This is a genomic window from Chitinophaga sp. 22308 (genome assembly GCF_052045305.1).
Lineage (GTDB): Bacteria > Bacteroidota > Bacteroidia > Chitinophagales > Chitinophagaceae > Chitinophaga > Chitinophaga varians_A.
In genome coordinates this window covers 144,924-168,367 of record NZ_JBQEOP010000011.1, presented here as the reverse complement: position 1 = coordinate 168,367, position 23,444 = coordinate 144,924, and the positions used below count along the sequence as shown (strand labels likewise).

The 23,444-nt window shown below is 49.6% G+C and carries 17 protein-coding genes and 1 tRNA gene; 9 read left to right on the top strand and 9 right to left on the bottom strand.

The features are described from left to right. Positions 1-22: 22 nt before the first annotated feature. The 3 genes from ACTJJS_RS32390 to ACTJJS_RS32380 form a co-directional block, all read right to left on the bottom strand. The gene (locus tag ACTJJS_RS32390) at positions 23-1,150 is read right to left on the bottom strand and encodes a serine hydrolase domain-containing protein (RefSeq protein ID WP_440668072.1); all 1,128 of its coding nucleotides are present in this window, start codon (positions 1,148-1,150) and stop codon (positions 23-25) included. 19 nt (positions 1,151-1,169) lie between these two features. Continuing rightward, positions 1,170-1,760 carry a tunicamycin resistance protein gene (locus ACTJJS_RS32385; protein WP_440668070.1) on the bottom strand — a complete coding sequence of 197 codons (591 nt, stop codon included), beginning with the start codon at positions 1,758-1,760 and terminating at the stop codon, positions 1,170-1,172. A 101-nt stretch (positions 1,761-1,861) separates the two neighbouring features. Further along, complete coding sequence (locus ACTJJS_RS32380) at positions 1,862-2,875, bottom strand: terpene synthase family protein (protein ID WP_440668068.1); 1,014 nt, start codon at positions 2,873-2,875, stop codon at positions 1,862-1,864. A 396-nt stretch (positions 2,876-3,271) separates the two neighbouring features. Between ACTJJS_RS32380 and ACTJJS_RS32375 the strand changes: the two genes are divergently transcribed. The 6 genes from ACTJJS_RS32375 (at position 3,272) to ACTJJS_RS32350 (ending at position 11,471) form a co-directional block, all read left to right on the top strand. Further along, on the top strand, positions 3,272-4,078 hold the full coding sequence (locus ACTJJS_RS32375) for a hypothetical protein (RefSeq protein ID WP_440668067.1): 807 nt from the start codon (positions 3,272-3,274) through the stop codon (positions 4,076-4,078). A gap of 325 nt (positions 4,079-4,403) precedes the next feature. After that, the gene (locus tag ACTJJS_RS32370; RefSeq protein ID WP_343745686.1) at positions 4,404-5,687 is read left to right on the top strand and encodes an MFS transporter; all 1,284 of its coding nucleotides are present in this window, start codon (positions 4,404-4,406) and stop codon (positions 5,685-5,687) included. A gap of 584 nt (positions 5,688-6,271) precedes the next feature. Then, the gene (locus tag ACTJJS_RS32365; protein WP_440668066.1) at positions 6,272-6,838 is read left to right on the top strand and encodes an RNA polymerase sigma factor; all 567 of its coding nucleotides are present in this window, start codon (positions 6,272-6,274) and stop codon (positions 6,836-6,838) included. 58 nt (positions 6,839-6,896) lie between these two features. Beyond that, positions 6,897-7,868 carry a FecR family protein gene (locus ACTJJS_RS32360; protein ID WP_440668064.1) on the top strand — a complete coding sequence of 324 codons (972 nt, stop codon included), beginning with the start codon at positions 6,897-6,899 and terminating at the stop codon, positions 7,866-7,868. An 84-nt stretch (positions 7,869-7,952) separates the two neighbouring features. Continuing rightward, positions 7,953-10,574, top strand: a complete 2,622-nt coding sequence (locus tag ACTJJS_RS32355; protein WP_440668062.1) for a TonB-dependent receptor domain-containing protein — start codon at positions 7,953-7,955, stop codon at positions 10,572-10,574. 3 nt (positions 10,575-10,577) lie between these two features. Next, positions 10,578-11,471 (top strand): DUF4249 domain-containing protein, encoded by an 894-nt coding sequence (locus tag ACTJJS_RS32350; RefSeq protein WP_440668061.1) that lies wholly within the window; start codon positions 10,578-10,580, stop codon positions 11,469-11,471. 106 nt (positions 11,472-11,577) lie between these two features. On the opposite strand, the gene ACTJJS_RS32345 is transcribed toward ACTJJS_RS32350, so the two are convergent. The 4 genes from ACTJJS_RS32345 to ACTJJS_RS32330 form a co-directional block, all read right to left on the bottom strand. Continuing rightward, on the bottom strand, positions 11,578-13,395 hold the full coding sequence (locus ACTJJS_RS32345) for a RagB/SusD family nutrient uptake outer membrane protein (protein ID WP_440668059.1): 1,818 nt from the start codon (positions 13,393-13,395) through the stop codon (positions 11,578-11,580). A gap of 11 nt (positions 13,396-13,406) precedes the next feature. Next, entirely contained in the window at positions 13,407-16,817 is a 3,411-nt protein-coding gene (locus ACTJJS_RS32340) for a SusC/RagA family TonB-linked outer membrane protein (RefSeq protein ID WP_440668057.1), read from the bottom strand. 218 nt (positions 16,818-17,035) lie between these two features. Further along, the gene (locus ACTJJS_RS32335; protein WP_440668055.1) at positions 17,036-18,004 is read right to left on the bottom strand and encodes a FecR domain-containing protein; all 969 of its coding nucleotides are present in this window, start codon (positions 18,002-18,004) and stop codon (positions 17,036-17,038) included. Positions 18,005-18,262: 258 nt separating this feature from the next. Next, on the bottom strand, positions 18,263-18,856 hold the full coding sequence (locus ACTJJS_RS32330) for an RNA polymerase sigma-70 factor (RefSeq protein WP_168873337.1): 594 nt from the start codon (positions 18,854-18,856) through the stop codon (positions 18,263-18,265). Positions 18,857-19,199: 343 nt separating this feature from the next. On the opposite strand from ACTJJS_RS32330, the gene ACTJJS_RS32325 reads away from it, so the two are divergent. After that, on the top strand, positions 19,200-19,580 hold the full coding sequence (locus ACTJJS_RS32325) for a SnoaL-like domain-containing protein (protein ID WP_440668053.1): 381 nt from the start codon (positions 19,200-19,202) through the stop codon (positions 19,578-19,580). Positions 19,581-19,629: 49 nt separating this feature from the next. On the opposite strand, the gene ACTJJS_RS32320 is transcribed toward ACTJJS_RS32325, so the two are convergent. Beyond that, entirely contained in the window at positions 19,630-21,084 is a 1,455-nt protein-coding gene (locus ACTJJS_RS32320; protein ID WP_440668051.1) for an NAD(P)/FAD-dependent oxidoreductase, read from the bottom strand. Positions 21,085-21,180: 96 nt separating this feature from the next. Beyond that, complete coding sequence (locus ACTJJS_RS32315) at positions 21,181-21,894, bottom strand: hypothetical protein (RefSeq protein ID WP_440668049.1); 714 nt, start codon at positions 21,892-21,894, stop codon at positions 21,181-21,183. A 72-nt stretch (positions 21,895-21,966) separates the two neighbouring features. Here ACTJJS_RS32315 and ACTJJS_RS32310 point away from each other — a divergent pair, with 72 nt between their 5' ends. Further along, positions 21,967-23,367, top strand: a complete 1,401-nt coding sequence (locus ACTJJS_RS32310; protein WP_440668047.1) for a hypothetical protein — start codon at positions 21,967-21,969, stop codon at positions 23,365-23,367. After that, positions 23,366-23,439 (top strand) — tRNA-Lys (locus ACTJJS_RS32305). The genes ACTJJS_RS32310 and ACTJJS_RS32305 overlap by 2 nt, the downstream gene beginning before the upstream one ends. Positions 23,440-23,444 lie beyond the last annotated feature (5 nt).

The window sequence follows — 23,444 nt, the reverse complement described above, 5'->3', positions numbered from 1 at the left end:
CGAGTGCTTCGGTAACCGAAAATCAGTTGAATATTTTCGTAATGATATCGTTCTTTAACAATGTTATCTTGTCTTCTCCTGTTCCGACATTCACCAGAATCACGATGCCGGCTTGCCTACCCGGATAGATATAACACAGGGAGGTAAATCCGGCGCCATCACGACCTGTATGCATGATGAACGGCAAGCCGTCAGCTTCTTTGCCCATCATCCAGTTTAAGCCGATTGCCATGCCATTCGGAGCAACAAATGTTGGCCGATGGCTCAATCGGACCGCAGTATTATTTGAGTCGAGGTTCGCTGTGATATATTTTAACATGTCATTGGGAGTGGATATCATAGAAGGCGCAGCTCTGAAGCCTTCATCAACTGTTAAAGGTGCTTCCTTACCGGTGACATCGTACCCCATTAGCAGGTTTTTCTCCTCCGCTTTGGTCAAAGCAGGTTTAGTATGGTCCATGCCATATTGCTGATGAAGATACTGGCTAATCAATTCCGGGTATGGACGATGATAGATATGTTGAAGTATGGCAATCAATACCATAACGGCGTTGCCATTGTACCGGTATTTTGTGCCCGGTACAGTGTCCAGCTTAAAACGGTGCATATCTTTAAAAAGGCTGTCAGCGGTATATCCCTTAAAAAACGCGGCAAGCTGTTGGCGTGGGAGTTTAGCAATGCTATCGATAAATTCATCGGCATACTCTCTGGACATTGCAGGCATTGCGGACGTGTGATTGGAGAGATCGACCATACGCACCGGATGACCGTTATATTCCAGGTTCGGGTAGGCGCCGGGTAAATATTTCCGGATATCATCATTTAACTTCACTCGCCCTTCCACAACTGCATTGGCCAGCATCCACCCGGAGAATGTTTTGGCAATGGACCCCAGGCCATAGTAGCTGTCACCTGTCGGCAGTTTACCTGCTCCTTTATGATAATGATACTGGTGGGGATGTTCCTCCAAATATACTCCGATTGATAAATCATAGGCAGGGAGATTTTGCAAATGCCCGGATACTGCCTGATGTATGGTGCTGTCGAGGCGGGTTTTTAGCGGGTTGTCTGTCTTAGTGGGAACTGTTTGGCAAACCACTGTGGAACCTGGGCCCAGCAGGATGAAAAAAGCCAGAATACTGAATCTCATAATTATTTCATTTACCGGTTTATAAGCCTTGCCTGATATTTTTCAGGGTCGTTCTTATCCGGTTTATGCCTTTTAAAACCCCCTTTAGTCTTCCTGTTGAAAGTGTCAGCTGAACGTTGTCCGCTATTAATTCCACTACTTCGTCAATGCTGTATTTATCGGTATCAATATGCATATTGTATTTGGGTTTTATCAGCGCAGACAAACACCTGTCCACTTGTTTGAAATTCCAGGCGTTTTTGTCGCCCCGTCTTGTTAATCGTTTTTCTATGGTCTCCTTGCCGGCCATCAATGAAAAATGTCTGACATCTGCTCCCTGACACTGCAGGCCACCGATAATAAAATCAAAGATCTCATCGTCGACAATCGTCATAGGAACGATGGTATTGACCTGCTTTTCTTCGCAATAGATCAGGTTCTCCAATACCTGTCTGCGCCAGAGCGGCAAATATTGGAAATCATCGTATTCTTTGGCCCGTGGCAGATTCTCTCGCAGAAAATATCCCACCTTTTCGGGATCAAATAAAAATCCGTTGTCGATTCTTCGACAAAGCTCATAGCTGGTATGTGTTTTACCAACTCCGAATGCGCCATTAATCCAGATGATCATTATTTTTTAATCTAAATGAGCGGTCACTGCATCAACATGCAATATACGAACGATCTGATAAAGTAGCTACAGGCAATGGACCGAAGAGATTGCCCCAACGCCTAAGATTCCTTACTGGCGTACTCTCCATCCACGTACCCGCCGTTCACATAGCGGGACACATCGTTGATATGCCACGCATAAACACCTGCTACCATGATGCCCAGGTCCTGTACGTAGTTGTGTACAGTGTCCTGCAGTTCCCCGAAAGAGGGCAAGTGCTGATGTAACAGCCTGAATTCATCCAGGTAGCTGTCATGGATCTTCAGCGCCTCCATGTAGGCTTCATGGAGCGGTATGTTGTGTTCATGCTGTATCACTTTTACCAGGTTCATGGTGTCTCCTTCCCGATGCAGTTCCTTGGGCAGTGAAATAAAATCATTATGCATGCCTATCATCCAGGAGCAGAGATCGTGGAGGCGTAGGATATGTGGATGTTCCAGCACGTCGTCCGGCAGCTCACGATAGTTTTTCTGCATGGCCACATATTTGCAATACGGAAGTCCTCCGCTGGTATGCAGCCTGATAACCAGATAAACGGGCAGTGGTGGCGTCGTATTGGCCCTGTAATATGTTCTCTCCTCTGTATAACCAACGAATACATTGTGTATAGCGGATATGTATTTGCGGTAGTGCCGGTCCGGTACGCATTTAATGGCATCTTGCCGCAGCACCCAAAACTGGTGAAATATTCCCATGTCGGCGGGCTCACTGATATCTTCTCCCGATAGGATATTCTTGATACGGTTCGTTACCATTTGCATTTCATGGTGCGAGCAACGGTCGAAATAATCATCCATCATAGCGCCATTGGCTGTATAGTTGGCAAGCGGGCGTAATTCGGCAAGGGTGTTCAGGAACGGGCATCCCCGGGCGGCGATATCCGCCAGGTTATGCTGTTTGTGCTTTTCCCGGGCGGCTTCGCTATGAAAGGTATACTCTCTGTCAATCCAATTGTAATATTCCAGCCGTTGTTGTTGAACGTCCGGGTGAATAAAATCCGGAAACGGATACCTGGGTTTGGGCAAATGCCGTAGCCCGGCATAAAACTGCTCTTCTGAAAGGGTTTGGGACATGGTTAAAAATTAAAAATGGTTACCGTTGAGTTCTATCGAAGATAATACGTGTATAAAAATACGATCGTTGTGTTGGTGTTAAAAATAGTGTTTTATTGAAATTACAGCAAATTTCTTACAGGTAAAATTGGCCTGCATGGTGAGTTACGGGCTGTGCCGCAGATGATGAAGGGCGTTTTTTCCTGTCTTTTTTATCACCTGTCTAATTTCAGCAAAACGCTGTCGCTGTAGCCGGAATAGCAGGTTGGGCAAAGAAAACATCTGTCTTTGCTAAGAATGTGGTGAAGTTACCAGTCAGAGACCGCTAACTTCGTTTAGCCGTGTTGCATAGTTGCCCGATAGGATTGAGGTGTGTTGGAATATTGTCAATTAATTCATCACAAAAAAATATCCCCCATGAAAATGTATCTGCTCATTCCAGTGGCCGTACTGGCACTGTTTTCCTGTAGTAAACCTGCTGAAATGCAAATTCAACAGAAAGCCGGCATGGCTGTCCGGACGGCATTGGCCGGCCATACCGGCACAAGCCTTCTTTCAGACGCAGCGGTAACAGATCTTTATGTAAACTATATTTACTCTACCGGTTACGGGGTGGCTACCGTACATTTCACTAATAATACCGCCAATACCGAACTTTTTACGATACAAATAAAAAGCAGTTCATCCGGATCATCGCTCCTGGGCTGGCAGACGGTAAATGTGGGCGCCGGTTCGAATATATCTGTCAGTTTCGACGTGCCGTTGATGACCAGCGGTACACTTACGGCTACGGTAATGGAAGACACTAACAGCTTTTCCGCCAGTTGTGGCATTTATAACGCAACCACCAGTCCGGCCAATCCTACCTATAGGGCTACCGCCCTGTCATCAAATCCGGTGCTAACGTTAAAGTATGATTATGATCCGCTTAGTATGTTCAGGTATTATACACCGGAACTTGTATGGACTTCATTCTCCAATGTTAATCCTAATGTGCCGGAAACGATTTATGCAGCCATTAAATATTCCCCTCATAACGGGAGCTGCCTGTATCCCCAATCCGCATCGAACCTTGTACAAAACAACAAGATTATTTTTAACTCGGTAAGTGATCAGGACAATTCATGTAAGCCTTCGTATGTAGACTATGTATGGGACCGGAAACCTTTTAATCCGGATACTGTTAGTGCCGCCAGATGGAAACGTGTTGACTTTCCATGGTAGAAACCATTAGTCGGTTGCATGCTTAAGTAAGTGCGTGTTTAACAAAAAATGAAAATAAAAATGGTCCCGCTATGTAAAAGGAAAAACTTTTACTATACTTGTATGGAATAATTTGCCAGGTATATAGGCGCCCGAATTGAATGGAAAAACATATGCACGCTGCCGGACCGGTCATTTAGCCGTTGCCGGCGGGCCCTCGAACTGGAAACAGACAATCAGTCCAATAAAGAATGAAGTAGCGCAATATTCCCTGCCGACAGCAATAGACACGCTTTCCACGTTATGACGATTTTATTACCATTTACCACGATAAAACACACTTAACATGCAACCAAATATTCATCGCGGCCAGCTTTTCATGGCCAGTTGTTTCGCGCTACTTGTTACTTCACTGTCATTTGGTATCCGTGCAGGGCTACTGGATACCTGGGGGACCGAATTTAACCTGAGTAAAAGTGAACTTGGCATCATTTCCGCTTCCGCTTTCTGGGGTTTTCCTCTGGCGGTAATTATCGGGGGGATGGTGGTAGACATCATCGGGATGAAGAAGCTGCTGGTGACTGCATTTGTATTTCACCTGTTGGGAATTCTGCTTACTATTGTAGCTGGCGGCTACTGGACGCTTTTCCTGTCCACGCTGTTTATCGGGGTGGCCAACGGTACCGTGGAAGCAGCCTGTAATCCGCTGGTGGCGGCTATTTATCCGGATAATAAAACCACGAAGCTGAATCACTTTCACCTTTGGTTTCCGGGTGGGATAGTGATCGGAACACTGGTGGTACTGGCGTTTAATAAAATGGGCCTTGGATGGAAGGTGCAGGTGGCCACTATGCTTATTCCCACGCTTATTTACGGATATCTTTTCTCCAGGTTAAAGTTCCCGGTTACCGAACGTATTGCGGCAGGTGTTTCTACCGGCGATATGTACAGGTCTTTGTTAAATCCGCTTTTTATCTTTATGATGGTATGTATGTTTGGTACAGCCATCACAGAATTATTTACCAATCAATGGATCGATGTATTGCTGAGAAATGTGACCAGCAATGCCATTCTGATTCTTACACTTACTACCGGTGTGATGGTAATAGGACGGGGACTGGCCGAGCCGGTAGTACACCGGTTGTCTCCGCAGGGCGTGTTGTTGTTGTCATCTGTTTTTGCCGCCCTGGGGATCTATTTGCTGGGGCATACCAGCGGTAATATGATTTTTGTTGGCGCGCTGATATTTGGGGTGGGCGTATGTTATTTCTGGCCTACCATGCTGGGGTTTGTATCGGAGAATCTGCCACGTACCGGCGCTGTAGGGTTGAACTTCATGGGAGGAGCAGGTATGTTTGCCGTATCCCTGTACATGATGTTCATTGGTGGTCATTATGATACATTGCTGGCGCAAAAACTGCCGGCCGGAGCTGATCTGAAACTGTATAACGAAGCACCTCCCGGTTCCGCCATGGCATCCGCGTTGACTGAGGCAAAGAAAGCTGCCGGACCTGAAATATTAAATACCACCATGATCATTCCGGTTATACTGATAATCGCTTTCACAGGACTCGTGGTATATATGAGAGGGAGGAAAAAAGACCAGCAACTGGCTCCTGCCGGCGCCTGATGTTTTAAACTAACAGAATATCATTCCTTATAAATGCACGTAAATAAAAAAAGAGACCTTTCAGGTCTCTTTTTTTATTTACGTTGTCCGCTGTGCTGTTGTTTTAGCATTACAATGGCATTGGAGGAAGAAAAGGTGCTGACCCGGTTGGGTTTTCTTCCCGGCGACCTGTCATTAATAAAAAGAAGAAATTTTTTTCACCCGCATAGTACTACCGGAATTTGACAGTTGTCTATTAAGCAATGGGACAACATTTATCTGCCGAATGCGGGAATGTTGGCCGATGTATTAGCTCAATAAAGCTGCCAGGAAGGCGGCGACGGAAACCATGCTTATCAATCAGCGTTATCAAGCGTCCACGCCTGAATGTATGTAGTAAAAACAGGTAAGATGCCAATGTGTGCTTTTTCCGCTCTTATATTCAGGAGAAGTGTTTTTGGAATTAAGGCCGCAGTTTTTTTGTAAGATACCCACCGGAATTCTTTCCGGTGGGTTTTTCTGTATATCCGTAGACGTTATACAAGATAATTATTACCTCTTTTCTAAATAACAAACTACCTTCGCGCCTGATTTTGCCCATTTACATGTCAACATCTATCCTCAAAGACACAACGGATACCGAATTATGGCAGCTGGCCCGTCAGGACAGTCTGCCTGCTTATGGAGAATTATATGAACGCTATTGGGAAACCCTGTATGAAACCGCTTATTGGCGGCTGTACGACAAAGACGCCGCAAAAGATATTGTACAGGAAGTATTTATTTACTGCTGGCAGAAAAGAGGACAGATCCATATCACCGAATCGGTGGAAGCCTATTTTCGCACGGCCGTAAAGTTTAAGGTGCTCAACCACCTCAAATCAGAACAGGCAAGAGATAAATACAGTCAACTGGCGGGGCGGGAAATACCGGAGATCACGCATGCCACAGAGGAGACACTGGCCGGCGCTGACCTGGAGGCCAGTTACCGCAGGGAGTTGCAACGGTTACCCGATAAGATGCGGCAGGTATTTATCGAGAGCCGTGACCACGGGCTGTCTGTCCGCGAAATAGCTGAAAAGCACGGCCTGTCGGAACAAACGGTTAAAAACCAGCTTTCATCCGCGCTAAAGAAACTGAGAGAAGGACTGGGTAATTTCTTTTTGGAATAATTTTTTTCATCGGCATAGTACTACCGGAACCTGACAATTGTCTATTAAACAACAGCATATGAGCCACCCTGATAAATCACTCATCGATCGATTGCTTGAAAAGCATGCACTGGGTATCTGTACCGAGGAAGAGCGTGCTGTACTCGACAGGTGGTATGCGTCCTTTCCGGCCGAAGGGCGTGTATTTGAAGACGAAGCGGAGCGAAAGGCGACGCGGGAACTGATGAAGGCGGGGATCTTTGAGATAATCGGTGCAGCGGAGGCGGTGCCGGAGAGGAAGCCGGTGCGGCGGCTGTACTGGCAGATAGCGGCGGCCATACTGCTGTTGATCGCCATAGGCGACCTTTTTTATATCCTGCGGGGCAAGCCGGTGCCGGTGAGCTATACAGAAATAGTTGCTCCGGCCGGTAAAAATGTGCTGCATGTTTCATTGCCTGACGGCTCTGCCATGTGGCTGGAGCCTGGCTCCAGGCTGCGCTACGCGGAAGCTTTCGGCAAAAAAAGCCGTGACGTGCAGATACTGGACGGCCTCGCCTATTTCTCGGTGGCGCCAGGCGCATCAGCACCGTTCATGGTCAGCACTCCTGCTGGCATACGAACGACAGTGTTGGGCACGGAGTTCAGTGTGAAAGCATATCAGGAAACGAGGTATGTACAGGTGAGCGTTCGCTCGGGAAAGGTACAGGTGGCGGACAGCACTACGGTGCTGGGCGTACTGGAAGCCGGCCAGCAGATCGTATATCAATTGGGAACGCATACGGCTACACGGACGGACGGCCCGGTCGACGATTGGCGGAATGGCGATCTGACATTACTGGACGCTTCCTTTGCAGAGGTGGCCCGCATCCTCCAGAATCATTACGGGGTACAGGTTTCCTATGATACTGCCTTGATGGCCAATTATCGTTTTAACCTGCGGATTGCCGCCCACACGCCATTACAGGAAACACTCGGAATGCTAAAAGACCTGAGTGGTATGACCTACACGATCAGTAAAGACCGTATAACCGTTACCGGTATACAACAATAATCATTCAGTAACTGCATTTGCTCCACCCGTACAAAGCCGCCCTGAAGGCGGCAGGGGAGAGCTGTGTTTGTCAAAAATCAATGAATGCGACATTTTTTAACCGTTCTGTTCTTAGTCTGCGGACTGGCAGCCGCCGGTCAGCAAAACGATGCCAGGTTCAGTATCAGCATCCCCGCCACTACGCTGGAAGGGGCGCTGAAAATACTGGAACGGCAAACCGGCGTACAAATATCCTATGAATACACAAGAGTACAGGGAATAACCATTAAAGCACACAGCTTTAAAGAGGCGCCACTGGAAACGATGCTTACCTACCTGTTGAAAGGAACATCCCTCACTTTCAAAAGACGGGGAGGGCAGATCATTGTCGGACCGGCGGTCAAGGCGGTACATACGCTTAGCGGATACGTCGAAGATGCCGTGTCCGGTGAAAGACTGATCGGCGTATCGTTAGTGGCGCCTCAATTTGAAGCAGGCACAGTTACCAATGGTTATGGGTTCTACAGCCTTACCTTGCCGGCAGACACGGTCAGGATACAGCTGTCATATCTTGGATATCAGCGCCTGGACACATTCGTGACCATGGAAAACACCAGGAGTTTCTCCTTCCGCCTAAAGACACTCAGCAGCCAGCTGGGGGAAGTGACTATCCGGGGAGTAGGGACAGACAATATCGTGTCCTCTTCCCAGATGAGCCGTGTGAATATATCGGCATCACTGGTTCAGGCGGCGCCCCGCCTTCTCGGGGAGCCGGACCTGTTCAAAACCCTCCAGCTGATGCCTGGTGTTAAACAAGGCACCGAAGCTACCAGCGCTTTGCTGGTACGCGGCGGCACTCCTGACCAAAACCTTATTTTGCTCGATGGCGCACCCTTGTACAACCCCGTACACCTGATGGGCTTATTCTCCAACTTCAACACCAGTGTACTGAAAGATGTGACCCTTTACAAAGGGGCATTCCCGGCGCGCTACGGCGGCAGGCTGTCCTCAGTGGTGGACATCTCCACAAAGGATGGAGACATGCACCAACTACACGGAAATTTTTCTGTGGGGCTGCTTTCAGCGCAGGCGATGCTGGAGGGGCCCATCAAAAAGGAGAAGACAACTTTTGTGGTATCTGTCCGCAGATCATACCCTGACATCGCCGCCGGAATATACCTGAACAACCAAAAAGAGCTCAGTGATCCGGGTAAATTCAAACTGAACTTTTATGATGTGAACGCCAAACTTCATCATAAATTTTCGGACAAAGACAAATTATACCTCAGCTTCTATGGCGGCCGCGATAAGATGGCGACAAAAGTGGATTTCAATAGTGTGAACGCTCTCAACTATTATGTGTCTAACACCAGCATACACTGGGGTAACTATACGGGCACCATCCGGTGGAACCATGTGTACTCGCCGAAGTTGTTTTCCAATGTGATGCTGATGGGAAGCGATTATCGTTTCCGGTCGCTCTTTGACCAGGTGGGTGTTGCAACGTCCACCAAATTTACAGATCACCAGAAATTGAATTCCGGTATCCGGGACCTGGGCGGCAGAATAGATTTAGACTATCAGTTAAACCCCGCGCACACCATCAAAGCGGGAGCGCAGGTGATGTACCGCGTTTTTACACCGGGCGTACTGGAATCAAGGCAAACTGAAAATGACGAGGTGCTGGCAGATTCTTCCAACAATAACCACGGCATCTATGCACTGGAAATGAACCTTTATGCGGAAGATGACTGGGAAGTATCTAAAAGGCTGAAGGTGAATGCGGGGTTACATGTGAGTGGATTTAACGTGCAGGGTCGCCACTATCGGTCTGTACAGCCCCGGCTGAGCGCCCGCTACCTGTTGCCCGGAGACTGGGCGCTGAAGGCTTCCTATACCCGGATGACCCAGTACATCCATTTGCTGGCTTACAATTCCATATCCCTGCCGGCAGATCTCTGGGTGCCTGCTACCGATAAGGTAAAGCCCCAGGATGCTGACCAGTACGCACTGGGCGTTACGCATTTTCTGTTTGGCGGGAAGTTTGAATTTTCGGCAGAAGCTTACTACAAATACATGCACAACGTGATTGAGTATAAAGAAGGGGCCAATTATCTGACGGCTGCTAAAGGCGATACCTGGGAACAGCATGTGACAGCCGGCGAAGGAAAATCATACGGAATGGAACTGCTGCTGCAAAAGAAAACCGGCAAGCTGACCGGGTGGGTAGGATATACGCTGGCATGGGCCAACCGCCGGCTTCCGGAGGTAAATTTCGGCAGGCAATTTCCCTATAAATACGATCGCCGGCATGACTTTCACATCGTGGCGATTTACAGGCTGCGCAAAGGTATAGAGTTGTCCGGCTCCTGGACTTATCAGAGCGCGGCTCCTTTTACCATCCCGCTGACGTCCTATTTTGGTATCACGGACCCCGTTTCCAGCACAGGGAACTGGGGTACCTCCCGCCACATCGACTATGTAAGTGCACGTAACAATACGCGTATACAGGCATATCACCGTTTAGACCTGGGCGTTAGTTTTATCAAATACAAAAAAAACGGACTTGTAAGGACATGGAATGTAAGTTTGTTAAATGCCTATAACCGGTTTAATCCGTTCTTCTATTATGTGGAGAGTTTTGACAAAAAGCAACCTAAAGTAACCCTGAATGCGGTTTCCCTGGTGCCTGTTCTTCCCAGTGTTTCATATGAGCTGAAATTTTAAATCATGAAAATAAGACTAATGCTGTTGTTGTTGGCAGCGGTAGCCGGCAGCTGTAATAAACAGGTGACAATAACTATCCCGGACGAGGGCAATAAACTGGTGATGAATGTGCTGATGGCTAAGGACAGCCTGATCACCGCTCAAATATTGATGTCGAAATATATTGAGATCGGGAACGCACCTGTCCCGTCGGGGAGCATACAGACAATAAGCAATGCAGGGGTGTTCTTGTACGAAAACGATGCCTTTAAGGAAACCATGACGATGCATAAACAGGGAAATTATGCGTATTATCTAAGCACTTTCAGCGCGAAACCCGGCTTTAAATATTTTGTTAGAGCCGAACTTCCCGACGCTCCCGACATTCCGGCGGTAGAAGGTGCTGACGCGATACCATTGCCGGTTGCTGTAGGTGAAATGAGCGTAAAAAAAATATCTGATAATCAACGGGAGACTAAAGCGAATGTGAGCTTTGAAATACAGGGCGATCCGGGAATAAAGAACTATTACCGTGTCAGAATATACGAACACCTAAACCACGACGATGTTGGTACTGACAAATCACTGCTCCAGTTGCCCATCCAGTCTTCCGACCCGTCTGACGTAATGTTTGGGAAAAAAGAACGACAGGAAGTATTCATAGATGATCAGCTTTTAGACGGTCGCAGGCACCGCCTGAGTTTTATCGCTACCAGCTGGCTCGGCTTTAAGAACCCGGTAGTTATTGAAGTGACAACTTTAACCTATGCCAGTTACAACTATTTGTACAGCTCAATGATGGCAGAAGAAAAAAATGACAATATATTATCGGAGAAAGTAATTGTATTCAACAATATCCTTTACGGTCTTGGCATCGTTGGAGGAATGTCGATAAACCGATATCCTGTTGAATATTAAAGATGCTCTACAGTCTTTTCGTTCAGATTTTTTTGAACGCCTGAAGACGCGTTTTTATTAGAAACCCGCCCGGATTCGTTCCGGGCGGGCTTTTTTATTACCGCTCTTAATATCCGGGGAACTGCACCAGCTTTTTGTTTCTGTCTATCTCACTCTGCGGCACAGGATAGAAATAAAATTTGTTTTGCCATGCTGCTCTTGTGAACGATGTCACTCTTTTATGAAACTCAGGATCGGACAAGGAGCTGCCTTTTTCGATATTCATGCCATGGAAGGCGCCGCCCTGGTGCTGATCGGGGTTGTCGGCTACTTTCCAGCGGCGCACGTCCCAATAACGGTGCCCTTCAAACATCAGTTCAATGCGGCGTTCGAGCCGTATCTGTGCCCGCATTTCGTCCTGTGAGAGTCCGGGCAACAGGTCTGGAAGACCGCCTCTGTTGCGGATTTTGTTGAGGTATTTAAGAATGTCGGCGTGGCCGGGCGTATATTCGTTCAGCGCTTCGACATAGTTAAGATAAATTTCAGCGAGGCGTATCATCATTGCCGGCCGCGCGAAGTTCCTCCCTGTTCTGAAATCGTTGTTGGGATGGATGTTTTTACGTGCGGTATAGCCAGTGGAGGGCCAGTCGCGGGGAGCGCCGTTTTTGCCGGAATTGCCGGTGAAGAAAAATTCCACTCTTGTCTGGCCTGCTTCCGGAACAACAGGGATAGTGGAGCCGTTGAAGGTCACATCTACATAAAACCGTGCTTCACGGTTAGTGTACATATTGTAAGTGCCGTTAACATAGTAAGGCGTAGCGGTGGTGGTAAAACCAGTCTCGGAATAGCCGCTGCCGGCGTCGTTGATCGTTTTGCCGCTGGCCATGCGGAATATGTCCACCTGCTCCTGTGTGACCGCGATACCGTTCCAGCCCTGGCCATTGGCGCAGCGGGGAGAGCAGTGGCGCTCCCAGTTGCTGACATGCCCGGAAGAGGTGCGTATCCAGATGGCTTCTTTCTGCCAGCCATCGAAGAAGAGGTTGCGGCAGGAGAGGAAGGCGGCCCGGAATGGATCGGGATCGGAGACGGTAAATAAATCCCAGCGATTGAGGTCTATCACCGCTTTGGCTGCATCGGCGGCCTGTTTCCATCTCTCTTTGTCATAAGCCTGGTTAAACAGTGCGGTGCCGTCCTGGTTGGTAAAAGAGGCGAAATCCTTGTTGCCATTGAACAGCGGACTGGCATGATATAATAGTATCTGCGATTTAACCGCCAGCACGATAGGCTGTGTGATACGCCCTGTCTGCGTTACGTCGGGCTGTGTGGGATCTACCGGGTTCACATGTTGCACCGGAAGGTCGGGGAAGGCTTTGTCCATTTCGGAAAGCACGAAGCCAATACAGTCGTCCCACGGACTGCGGGGTATCTGGAAATTGTCTTCGGGAAGACTGGCCGTTTCGCCCATCAGCACAACGGGGCCATATTGCCGCATCAGCAGCCAGTAGTAGTAGGCGCGCAGAAAACGGGCTTCTGCTTTGTACTGTTTCAACAGCCTGTTACCGTCGGGCAATGCTTTGATCTCCTGGTTCTGGTCTGCGTTCTGGAGGAAGATGGCCGCCTGCCGGATAGTTTGATAGTAGCTGTTCCAATACGACGGACTGGCATTGTCGGGGGTGATGGCGCCGGAGTTGATGCCGGGCTGCACCCAGGCATAGTCGGCTTCATCGCACTGGCCTGTCCATGGAACGCCATACGGCTGGTTCCACATGTCGGGCATGGGATTGTACAGCCGCGCAAGCCACTGTTCTGTCATGGTACGGTTGGTGAACACGTCTTTCAGCGTAGTGATATTGTCCGGCACCGTATCGAGGTAACCTTTTTTACAACCTGCCGTACACAGTACCAGCAGGAACAACAGCAGTATGTTTTTGTATGAATGGGTCATGATATTAGGTTTTATTTGAAGCTGGCGCGGATGCCGAAGTTGTACGAAGTGGTGTTGGGATAGGCGGTTCCTCTGCCATCGCCCAATTCAGGGTCCCAGATCTTCCAGGGCGAAATGGTGAAGAGGTTGGTGCCGTTAACATAGGCGCGCAGGTTTTTTAAACCGTATTTCTGCAGCCGGTTCATGCTGAAGGTATATCCCAGCTCGGCGCTCTTCAGGCGGATGTAGTCCGCTCTTTTGAGCCACCAGGTGCTGGCGTAATAGTTGGTGGTGATATCCTGACGGGTTGACATACGTGGATAGAAAGGCTGGCTGTTGGAGTTGTCCGGCGTCCAGCGGTCGGTGGCTACCGTATATAGGTTACCGATAGTGGGGCCTTCATAAAACGGATTGGTGCCATGACCGCCGCTGTACATGAAGTCCACCATGGCCACGCCCTGGAAGAACAGGCTGAGGTCAAAGCCTTTGGCGCCAACACTGAAGTTAAGGCCATATACGATGCGGGGCACGGGGCCATAACCGATGGCCTGCTGATCAAAGCTGTTGATGATGCCATCGCCGTTTAGGTCTGCGTATTTGATGTCGCCGGGGCGCACGTCGCCGGCCTGTTTGGGCGATTTAAGGATATCTGCGGAATCAGAGAAAAGTCCCAGTGCCACATAACCGAAACGCTGGTCAATGGTGTGGCCGGTACGGTTGAGCCATGGGTATTGCCACGGTGGAAGGCCGTCGTACACGTTTTTGTTGATGTTGAAGTTAAAATTGCCCCGGAATGCTACCCAGTAATTTTTGGAGAATGCCTTGTTGTAGTCTATGGTCACATCAATTCCCTTGTTTTCGGTGATACCGATATTACGATAGGGAATGTTGTCTGACGTATAGCCGGAAGCGTAAGGGATGTCATATTGCCGCAACAGGATGCCGGTCCTTCTCTCTTTAAAGAGTTCAACGATAACAGACAGTTCGTCCTTAAAGGCTTTTACCTCGATGCCCAGGTTTTGCCGTTTGCCGGTTTCCCAGCTTACCTCGGAACCGATCTGGTCTTCCTGCAGGCCACTGAATGAGGTGGTGTTGCCTGGAACACCAAACGTATAACCGAGGTCGCCACTGCTTTTTATCCTGGTAAGGAAGAGGAAACGGGAGCCGGTGTTGCTGTTGCCTGAAAGGCCATAGGTGTAACGCAGTTTGAAATAGGAAATAACATTGCTGAGCGGTTCGAAGAAATGTTCGTTAGACACCACCCAGCCGGCGCCAAACGAAGGGAAGAGCCCATAACGTTTTTTAGGGGTGAAGTTCTCAGAGCCATTATAACCGAAATTCGCTTCTGCAAAATAACGGCTTTTGTAGCCATAGGTGGCCCTGCCGCTTAGACCTCTGATACGGAAAGGAATGGAGCTGATGAGATCACCGGCATCTGCATTGATATAATCAGACTGATTATAGAGCAATAATGCTGACACGTCGTGGTCCCCGAATTTACGGGCATAGTTCAGTGCTGATTCAGTATAGAAACGCCGGTCGCCACCTCTGGACACTTCAAAGCCCAGTACGTTGGAACCCGGGTCCACGATGCGGGTCAGCAGGTTACCGGCGGAATCGCGCCCGGTGGCATAATAGGTCTGCACTTCCCTTTTTCTGTTGAGGTTATTCCAGCTGTAGGAGTCAAATGCAAACATACTGGTGAAGGACAAACCTTTCAGTACAAAGTCGAGTTGCTGCCGTACCCTGATATTGGAGCGGACGGTGTTGCGATACTCTGTTGCATAGCCGGACTGTGTCAAATTGCGGTACGGGCTGGGGTAGCTGCCGCCGGGTATCTTAGGCCATTGCCCGTTGGAATATTGCGGCGGGATCAGGTGAGGTGGCACCTGCGTGGCGAGGTTGAACAAGTCGCCGGTACCAATGCCGGGATAGTTGCTGTTGATGATAAAACCGTTAACGCCCAGTTCCAGTTTGGTCGTCTTGGTAATATTGGCGTCTACGTTGGTCGTAAAATTATAGCGGTCCAGTTTAATGGAGGAATTATAGGATTGCAGGTTGTCCCGTTTCAACATGCCCACTTCGGAGTAATATCCTGCGGAGATATAATAGGTTGCGAATTCGGAGCCACCGCGCACATTGAGATTGGCCCTTCTGTTCTGGCCGAACTGGTTGAACAGTGTTTTAAACCAGTCCACGTTGGGGTACAGGTCAGGGTCTTCGCCGGTGATATGTTTCTGTATGCGCTCCTCTGTGTAGAGGGGCGTCCTGCCACGCATTTGCAGTCCTTCGTTATAAAGGCGCATGAACGTGGGCGCATCTACGAATTTTGGCAGCTGTGTAAATTTTGTGATGGCCTGATTGAATTCTATATTAATCTGTGGTTTGCCGGGGCGTCCGGTTTTGGTGTTGACGAGGATAACGCCGTTGGCGCCACGGGTGCCGTATACGGCGGTGGCGGAAGCGTCTTTTAACACCGTAAAACTTTCCACGTCTTCCGGGTCGAGGTCATTGATGCTGCGGTCAGGTACGCCGTCAACGATGATGAGTGGCCCGCGTGGGCTGGAGCCGAAAGTAGAGATGCCGCGTATCCAGATATCTGAGCCGTCGTAGCCCGGTTCGCCGCTGCGTTGTACGGCCACGATGCCTGCCAGGCGGCCGCCGAGGGCGTTGGTGAGACTTCTTACCGGCAGCTTCAGCTCCTCCGGTTTGATGGTAGATTGCGCGCCCACGAGGCTGATTTTTTTCTGTGCGCCGAAACCCACTACCACTACTTCGTTGAGCCCTCCTTCTTTGGCCAGCATTTCGATATTAATGTCTAACCTGTTGCGGACGCTGATCTGTTGGGTCTGATAGCCGATGTAGGAAAATTCAAGGGTATCGGTCGGCTCTGCGTCCAGCTCATAAAAACCTCTGTCATTGGTCGTGGTGCCGACGGGCGTTTTGATGATTTTCACGGTCACGCCTACCAGAGGCGCGCCGAGTTTATCTTTCACGGTGCCGGATACACGGACCTTGGCCGGTGGTTTGGGTGCGGGAGCCGGACGAGGCTCAACCGGCGTGATGATGTATTGTGAGGGACCGGTCATGTTAAGCGTGAGGCCGTATGACTGCAATATTTTCTGTAGTGAGGAGATGGCTGCGGAAGCGCCGCTGTTCAGCAGTTTGTCGGGCACAAAAATATTCCGCGCATATTTTTCATTCATGGCTATGCGCAGCTGGTATTTTGTATACACTTTTTCCAGGGCATTGCTCAGGGAGAGTACCTGGCTGGCGGGACTGGTGTCTGTGTTGCCTGGTTTCCGGTATTGGTGTTGTGGTAACGGTGGCGTCTGTACGCCGGCTACTGCGTCCTGTGCCTGCGTGGAAGATGTTGAAATGCCCAGCAATAGACATAGGCCGGCCATTCCCTTCAGGCAAAGCCGTAGAGATCCAAATTTCATAACGGGTAAAATTTTGGTTAAAGACTACATAAAGCGATATGTGAATGACAAGGAGCTACCTGCCGCAGGATCGCGCGGCCTGCGGAGAAATTCCTTTCCATTAGAAAAAAAAAGTCACTGTTCCCGCAGGGTCACCTGCGGCGATTGGGAATTCGGATAGTTTTTTCTGGTTAAAAAATGATGTTGCTAAATCTGTTTGTTGTTTAAAACGTGATGACTCATTTTGGTTGAATAATAATCCGGTTACCATCTTTGCTGACATCGGCTTCCAGCATGCCTGAGAGCGATTTGCACAGGCTCTGTGCATCTGTTATCAGCATGCGGCCGCTGATGCTGGTGTTGCGGAATTTGTGCGGTTGCAGTACATTGACTTCATACCCATAGTTGAGCTGTAGTAATTCCTTCAGCTCTTCCACGGTGGTGTTTTCAAATTTGTAATCCCCATCTTTCCAGGCGGCGAACAGCTGTGCGTTGACGCTGTCCATCTGCAGGGCGTTGTTGACTACCGTTGCTCTCTGTCCCGGCCGGACCAGCATCTCCTGCTCATGCGTGCTGGCCTTTACCATGCCGGTATTTACTATTACGTTGGTGTTGTGTTGATCATTGTTCACTGTAAATGAGGTACCTAATACCGTAACGTCGATACCGGACGTATGTATTTTGAAAGGCGTTGCTGTGTTTTTTACTACTTCAAAATAACCGCTGCCGTCCAGCCACAGTTCCCGCAGTCCGTCTTTCACCTTACGATAACGGAGAAGGCTGCCCGGTTTTATCCAGATGCGCGTGCTGTCGGGCAACAGCAGTTGCTGTACCGTTGACTTCTGCGACACCAGGGTGATGAACGGCGCCTGTTTCGGGGACCGTGTCAACACATAGGCGGCAATGCCGCCGGCTACCACCAGCACCAATACGGCTGCTGCGTACTTCAGCCGGTGGAGGCGTCGTACCGGCACAGGCGCCTGCAGCTGATCAGCTATCTGCTGCCAGCGTTGGTCAGTCTCATCCCTGGTCACAGCCGATACCCGCTGCTGGTCCAATATGTCCTTGACCTGGAAATACAGCTCACGGTTGCCGGGTGCTGCATCCAGCCAGGCGGCCACCTCAGCGGTTTCTGCAGGACTGGCCTGGCCATCGATAAACTTTATTAATATCGTATAATCCAACCTGTTAGTATTATTAGGTGCCATTTCATATTATTTAGACGAGAAAGGAATAGGAACTACGTACAGATTTTGGAAATTTTTTTTTCTTAGCCCAGGGCTGAAGCCTTGGGGTGACGATTAGTTCTGGTTTTGAATGTCCGTTCCACAATTGGGAAATTAATCGCCTCTACAGCATGTTAGGGCTTTAAAACCACCGGTTAGGGGCAGGTTCCATAAAATAGTCAAGAACAAATCGTAGCCCAGGGCTTCAGCCCTGGGACGGGAATATAATATATATCCATTTTAAAAAAGAGCAATCGCAAAGAGGAAAATGCTGGTTTTGCGTATGAGGGCACGCAGTTGTTTAATGGCTTTGTACAGTTGAGTCTCCACGGTGCGGGTGGAGATGCCCATTGTTGCTGATATTTCGCCTGTTTTAAGGCCTTGTTCATAGCGCAGCCTGACTACCTCGCGGCATTTGGGCGGCAGTGCTTCTATGGCCTGCCAGACACTGGCAGCCAGGTTATCTTGTTGAAGCAGGCTTTGCCGCGGCCCGTCCGGATTGAAATAGTCCAGCTCTGCTTCACTCAGCCCCGGAATTGTGGCGTTGATATAACGTTGATGGATAGCTTCCCGCCGGATATGATCGAGGCAACCGTTATGTACGCTGCGGAAAAGATATGCCTTGATGCTGGAATTGATATGGAGGGAAGGGCCTTTTTTGTGGAGTTGAATGAATACGTCCTGGATAATATCTTCTGCTGTTTCGCGGGTCACGTACTTACAGGCATACGACAGCAACAGGGCATAACACGCTTTAAAAAGAGGCTCAAGCGCTGCTGCATCCTGCGGTACCGAAGTACCGGTCTGACGTATCTCATCTACAGGATCACCCATAGCTCATTAAAGGTATTTTGAACAATTATCCACGATCAAGATAATGACAATAATAATAAAATACAAACGTGTTGCGCGGATGATATTTAACGTTCGCAAAGCTGTTGTTTATCCCGTAACTGCGGTATTATGGGAGGAGGATGATAATGCCGGGGATTTGATGATTGTCTGACAAATTGAGTGTCTGTGAAAGCTGGTATTCTGTAACAACCGTCATACAGGGGAGTTTCCGCGGACCTGTCCAGATCAACCCGTAACAAAGTCTGTTTAACCCCGGTAGAAAATAGCGGGCGGGAGGTAGTTTTGTCAGAGAAAACATCACACAAAAAAAACAGGTAACACTATGACACAGATAGCAGAAAAAGTACTGACAACACAGGAGGTGGTGGCACGTTTCACGGAGCTCGCGCAACAGGAAAAATGGTTTGATATTCAGGACGAATTGTTTGCGGATAATGTGCGGAGCATCGAACCGGCTGGTTCTCCCTATATGGAAGACGCTTTTGGTAAAACAGCGGTGCGTAAAAAAGCGGATGATTTCGTGGGCCGGATTGAGGCTGTACACCGGGTATATACCAGCGTGCCAATTGTAACGGGCAATCACATTGCGGTGGCAAGGGAAACAGACATCACGGTAAGACCGCATGGCAGAATTCAGATGAACGAGATCATGCTCTACGAGGTGAAAGACGGAAAGATTATTCTCGAACAGTTTTTTTATTAATAGTTAATCCCAAAGATCTCCCACAGGGAGATCTTTGGGGATATGGGAATTATTGCCTGCTCAATACTTCCCGGGGAATAAAAAGTTCCTCTTCAAACGCAGGGATGTCGGGGCAGCGGTCATGGTGCCACTGCCGGGGATCTGATACTTCACCGGATTGTATCAGCTGGTCCAGCGGGCCGGCCAGCCCTGCTTCCCGGAGCATGTCCAGCATCGGCCGGTTGATCAGTTCCTGCGGCGATAAAAAAGAAGTCCTGACCAGCCACACCAATCCAAATAAAGCCGGTTGACGGAAGCTGACGGAAAACCGCAACACCTGTTCCATGAAAACATGCGCAAACCGCAGTCCTTTCTGTGCTTCCGTATAGTGGTGCTTTACCTGTGGATGACCGGTATCGGCCACTGCATTTATCCACCAAGCAGGGGCCACAATTTTTGCGGCGGCCTGCATAAAATCTTTACCAAAGGAAGGGGATAGTATACCGGTATGTTGTAACTTTTTTTGCAGCAGCTCTGCCTGCATCACAGCGATGGTCATACCGGTGCCATGAATAGGATCAAACGTACAGAAAGCGTCGCCTATGGCCATTAATCCGTCCGGCCACGAAGCCATTTTTTCATAATGCCGGAACGTCACGTCTTTTATCCGGTAGCCACGCGGTGCTTCCAGCGGTGTTACCTGTTGCAGCAGTTCCTTTAATACTGGATTGTCCAGCAATGCCAGTGCTGCTTCAAAACCTGCCGTGTCTGTAGGCGGGTACAGGCCGCCGATGTTGCCCAGGATGATTTCGAGGATATTGTTCTCCATGATGCTTACCACACAGGTAGGCACCCCGGGCTGTTCCTGGTTTTCGATATGCAGCAGGTTCCAGGGAAGGGCAAGGGCAGGAGGGAGGGCATAGTGACGGGTGCTGTACCCCAGGTTGGTGGTCAGTAATTCCGGTTCGGGAATCGTATAGCCAGGACGGTTAAGCCATTCGCCTAAACGGGAATGGAAGCCGGTGGCTACTACCACCATATCGGCATTGATGTCGGCGGTAGTGTTGCCGCTGGTGATGGTCACACCGCATACTTTGTTTTGTTCGCTGTCGATGACAAGATCAGTGACAGTCGTTTCTGCCAGCAACCGGACGCCCTTGTTTTTCAGCACCCGTTGCCGGATATGCCATTCCAGGAAAGGCCGGCTGCACGCCGCGTCATTGCCGGGATCGGGCATGATCAGTTCCCCGAAAGGGTAATAAAAGCGGATGTCTTTGCCCAGGCTCGAAGCGGCGCCGTTCTCCAGCAGTTCGTTGTTCAGTCCCGGGAAAAGCTGTTCCAGGATCATGCGCCCTCTCGGCGTGAGATGATGCGGATGGTATGCCTGCGGCGTACCGGGCCGTGTTTCAGGCGTGGAGGTCAACCCGTCCCTTTCAATAATCAATATCTCCGGGCAGAAATCCGACAGCACATGTGCTGCAGCAAGTCCGGCTATACCCCCTCCGATGATGATTACTTTTTTCATATGGTCATGTGTTTTGACCAAAGCTCATCTTTCCGGATGCCCTGCTGTGGCGCTGGCGGGATTATTTTTTATACCTGCCGGATTTTTTTTGAAAGGCTATTTTATGCTCTGTTGCTGTATGGCCATCATCATGCGGGCAAAATGAGGGTTCATTTCCGTGATACGGCCGCTGTTAAGGGAAATGCCCATAGAACCGGCGGGAGGCACTGCTCCGCCAAGCCCTGGTCCTGATACGGAAAAATACAACGCTGCTTTTCCTTCTTCTCCCCTGATATTTCTCCAGGCGCCGGTAGCGCCGCCCTTATTGAGTTTCAGCTCTTCACCGGCAGGCAGCGCAAAGCGTAGCACACCGTTGGCCGGAATATCTTTCTGCGTGGCATTCACTTTTACAGACATCTCTTTTCCTTTGTTGCCAAAGAGGTATACCACATTTTTTTCTTCGCGGCCGGCATTGCGCTGCAGAGCTTCATCAGAGGCCAGATAAAGATCAACGATCAGCTCCGGCCTGGTGGAGTCGCTGTCGGTGAATGACCGGAAGACAAACACATTGGAGCCCAGCCTGGCGGACCGGTTGCCGGCATGGCTCCAGATTTCCCACAGGGAGCTGCCGCCCATGGCAGAGCCTTTGGAAGACAGCGTGGCCACATATTCCAGTCCGGCGGTATCGGCCGGATTGTTCCAGTAAACGAAGTCGCGGTGTTTTCCTTTGCGTTCGAAGGTGTCTGATTTATGGAGGATATCAATGTTCTGACCATAGGCCCGGGCGCCAAGAATGACCAGGCAACAGCACAATAGGTAAGGGAACTTCATATACGGGATTTTCTTAAAAATAAATAAAAACGACAGAACTTAGTAGCTTTGAGAAATTCTGTAGTGAAAGCAATGACCCAATCTAACCTGGAAACATTATACGAAAGCCTGCGCCGGCGGAAACGACCTGAAGACATCGCGATGCTGATCAAAGACGTATTGCAGGGCGACCTGAACGCAAAGGAAATGCGGCTGTTGGATAAAGCCGCGTCCCGCGCGCTGCGTAACCAGGTATGGCAATACACCTCCATGCTGGAGGCGTTCGCAGACGTGTCAGGAGCACAGGTACAGGTGAGCAGGGCCATGCAGCTGTTTAAAACAGATGATGGCACTGATATGTCGGCTTATGACGATCCGCTGGTGGTAGAGGCCTTTCTAGCGAAAGTGAGCGCGGTAATACATAAAAACCCCGGATACAGTGATTATAAAACAGACCGTCTGAACCGGGAAGAACGGATGGCTGCCGGCCTGGACATTTCCCGCCGCCGGTACAATAAGTTGTTCCGCTGTTTACGGCATCTCGATAAGAAGCTGCATACCATGCTCCGCGGGCATAAGAAAAGTTTGTTCCAGCGTATCGGTAAACATGGCTTCGCGGAAGACATCTCCCGGGAAGATTTTATGAAAGATGTGAACAGCGCTTGTTTTATAGCCTACTATACCGCACGCTGCAACCTGCGTAGTGAATTCACGGTGAGCGGGCAACAACGGGCATTTGATGAAATTGCTGATATGTTGTTGCAACGATGTTTATATGAGCCGGTGGATGCCAGCTGGTGGGATATTATGCCGGCGAAACGCCAGCCCCGGCAGCAGGACACTGCCAACTGGCCGGCTATTGCCATGGTATATCCGGACCAGCAGGTGCTGCGTAAATTATCACCGGAGCAACAGGGTTTTTTACTCGGTAAATGGACCACACTGCTGCAACAGGTGGCCACATTCCTGGAAGAGCTGTGGCAAACGAACGAATTTGACCGTCAGTCGATGGTGGTGCGGTCAGGCAACGATTCCTCTACCTGGAACAATACCGCCAGTGCGTGGAACAAGGCACGTGACGGCTGGATGAGCCTCATCTATGCCCTGGGCATGGAATTCCTACTGGAAGAGATGTGTTTCGGAAAAGTGATGCGGCTGATAGCTGGCGATGTGGCCGCATGGCATCATATGGAAGGGCACAAAGGCGACCCTAACCTGTCGGTATGGAACCAGCTGCCGTTGCCCTGGGAAGTATTTTCCGGTAAAACTACGTGTAACCGCGAGCGTGTGGCTGCTGCCTGTAAGGCAGCAGGGCTGGACCCGGAACGTTCCGGCTGGATCGCCCCAAGGGTACATCAGCCCGTACCTTTTCTGCCAACGCCGGAATTGGTGCATGGTGTTACGGTGTCAAATCCCTATCTTGCAACGATATTAAAGCAACATAAATATTTTTCAGGGAAAGGCGCTACGCCGCTGTCCCCCGAAAAAAACTAACGGAGTAGTTCAGTTGGTAGAGCTTCCGGCACTTAATCCGGATAGACGCAGGTTCGAGCCCTGCCTCCGTTTCTATC

Excerpts from the sequence above, each read along its gene's own strand:
- ACTJJS_RS32390 (WP_440668072.1), bottom strand. The coding sequence starts at position 1,150 with ATGAGATTCAGTATTCTGGCTTTTTTCATCCTGCTGGGCCCAGGTTCC.
- ACTJJS_RS32385 (WP_440668070.1), bottom strand. The coding sequence starts at position 1,760 with ATGATCATCTGGATTAATGGCGCATTCGGAGTTGGTAAAACACATACC.
- ACTJJS_RS32380 (WP_440668068.1), bottom strand. The coding sequence starts at position 2,875 with ATGTCCCAAACCCTTTCAGAAGAGCAGTTTTATGCCGGGCTACGGCAT.
- ACTJJS_RS32375 (WP_440668067.1), top strand. The coding sequence starts at position 3,272 with ATGAAAATGTATCTGCTCATTCCAGTGGCCGTACTGGCACTGTTTTCC.
- ACTJJS_RS32370 (WP_343745686.1), top strand. The coding sequence starts at position 4,404 with ATGCAACCAAATATTCATCGCGGCCAGCTTTTCATGGCCAGTTGTTTC.
- ACTJJS_RS32365 (WP_440668066.1), top strand. The coding sequence starts at position 6,272 with ATGTCAACATCTATCCTCAAAGACACAACGGATACCGAATTATGGCAG.
- ACTJJS_RS32360 (WP_440668064.1), top strand. The coding sequence starts at position 6,897 with ATGAGCCACCCTGATAAATCACTCATCGATCGATTGCTTGAAAAGCAT.
- ACTJJS_RS32355 (WP_440668062.1), top strand. The coding sequence starts at position 7,953 with ATGCGACATTTTTTAACCGTTCTGTTCTTAGTCTGCGGACTGGCAGCC.
- ACTJJS_RS32350 (WP_440668061.1), top strand. The coding sequence starts at position 10,578 with ATGAAAATAAGACTAATGCTGTTGTTGTTGGCAGCGGTAGCCGGCAGC.
- ACTJJS_RS32345 (WP_440668059.1), bottom strand. The coding sequence starts at position 13,395 with ATGACCCATTCATACAAAAACATACTGCTGTTGTTCCTGCTGGTACTG.
- ACTJJS_RS32340 (WP_440668057.1), bottom strand. The coding sequence starts at position 16,817 with ATGAAATTTGGATCTCTACGGCTTTGCCTGAAGGGAATGGCCGGCCTA.
- ACTJJS_RS32335 (WP_440668055.1), bottom strand. The coding sequence starts at position 18,004 with ATGGCACCTAATAATACTAACAGGTTGGATTATACGATATTAATAAAG.
- ACTJJS_RS32330 (WP_168873337.1), bottom strand. The coding sequence starts at position 18,856 with ATGGGTGATCCTGTAGATGAGATACGTCAGACCGGTACTTCGGTACCG.
- ACTJJS_RS32325 (WP_440668053.1), top strand. The coding sequence starts at position 19,200 with ATGACACAGATAGCAGAAAAAGTACTGACAACACAGGAGGTGGTGGCA.
- ACTJJS_RS32320 (WP_440668051.1), bottom strand. The coding sequence starts at position 21,084 with ATGAAAAAAGTAATCATCATCGGAGGGGGTATAGCCGGACTTGCTGCA.
- ACTJJS_RS32315 (WP_440668049.1), bottom strand. The coding sequence starts at position 21,894 with ATGAAGTTCCCTTACCTATTGTGCTGTTGCCTGGTCATTCTTGGCGCC.
- ACTJJS_RS32310 (WP_440668047.1), top strand. The coding sequence starts at position 21,967 with ATGACCCAATCTAACCTGGAAACATTATACGAAAGCCTGCGCCGGCGG.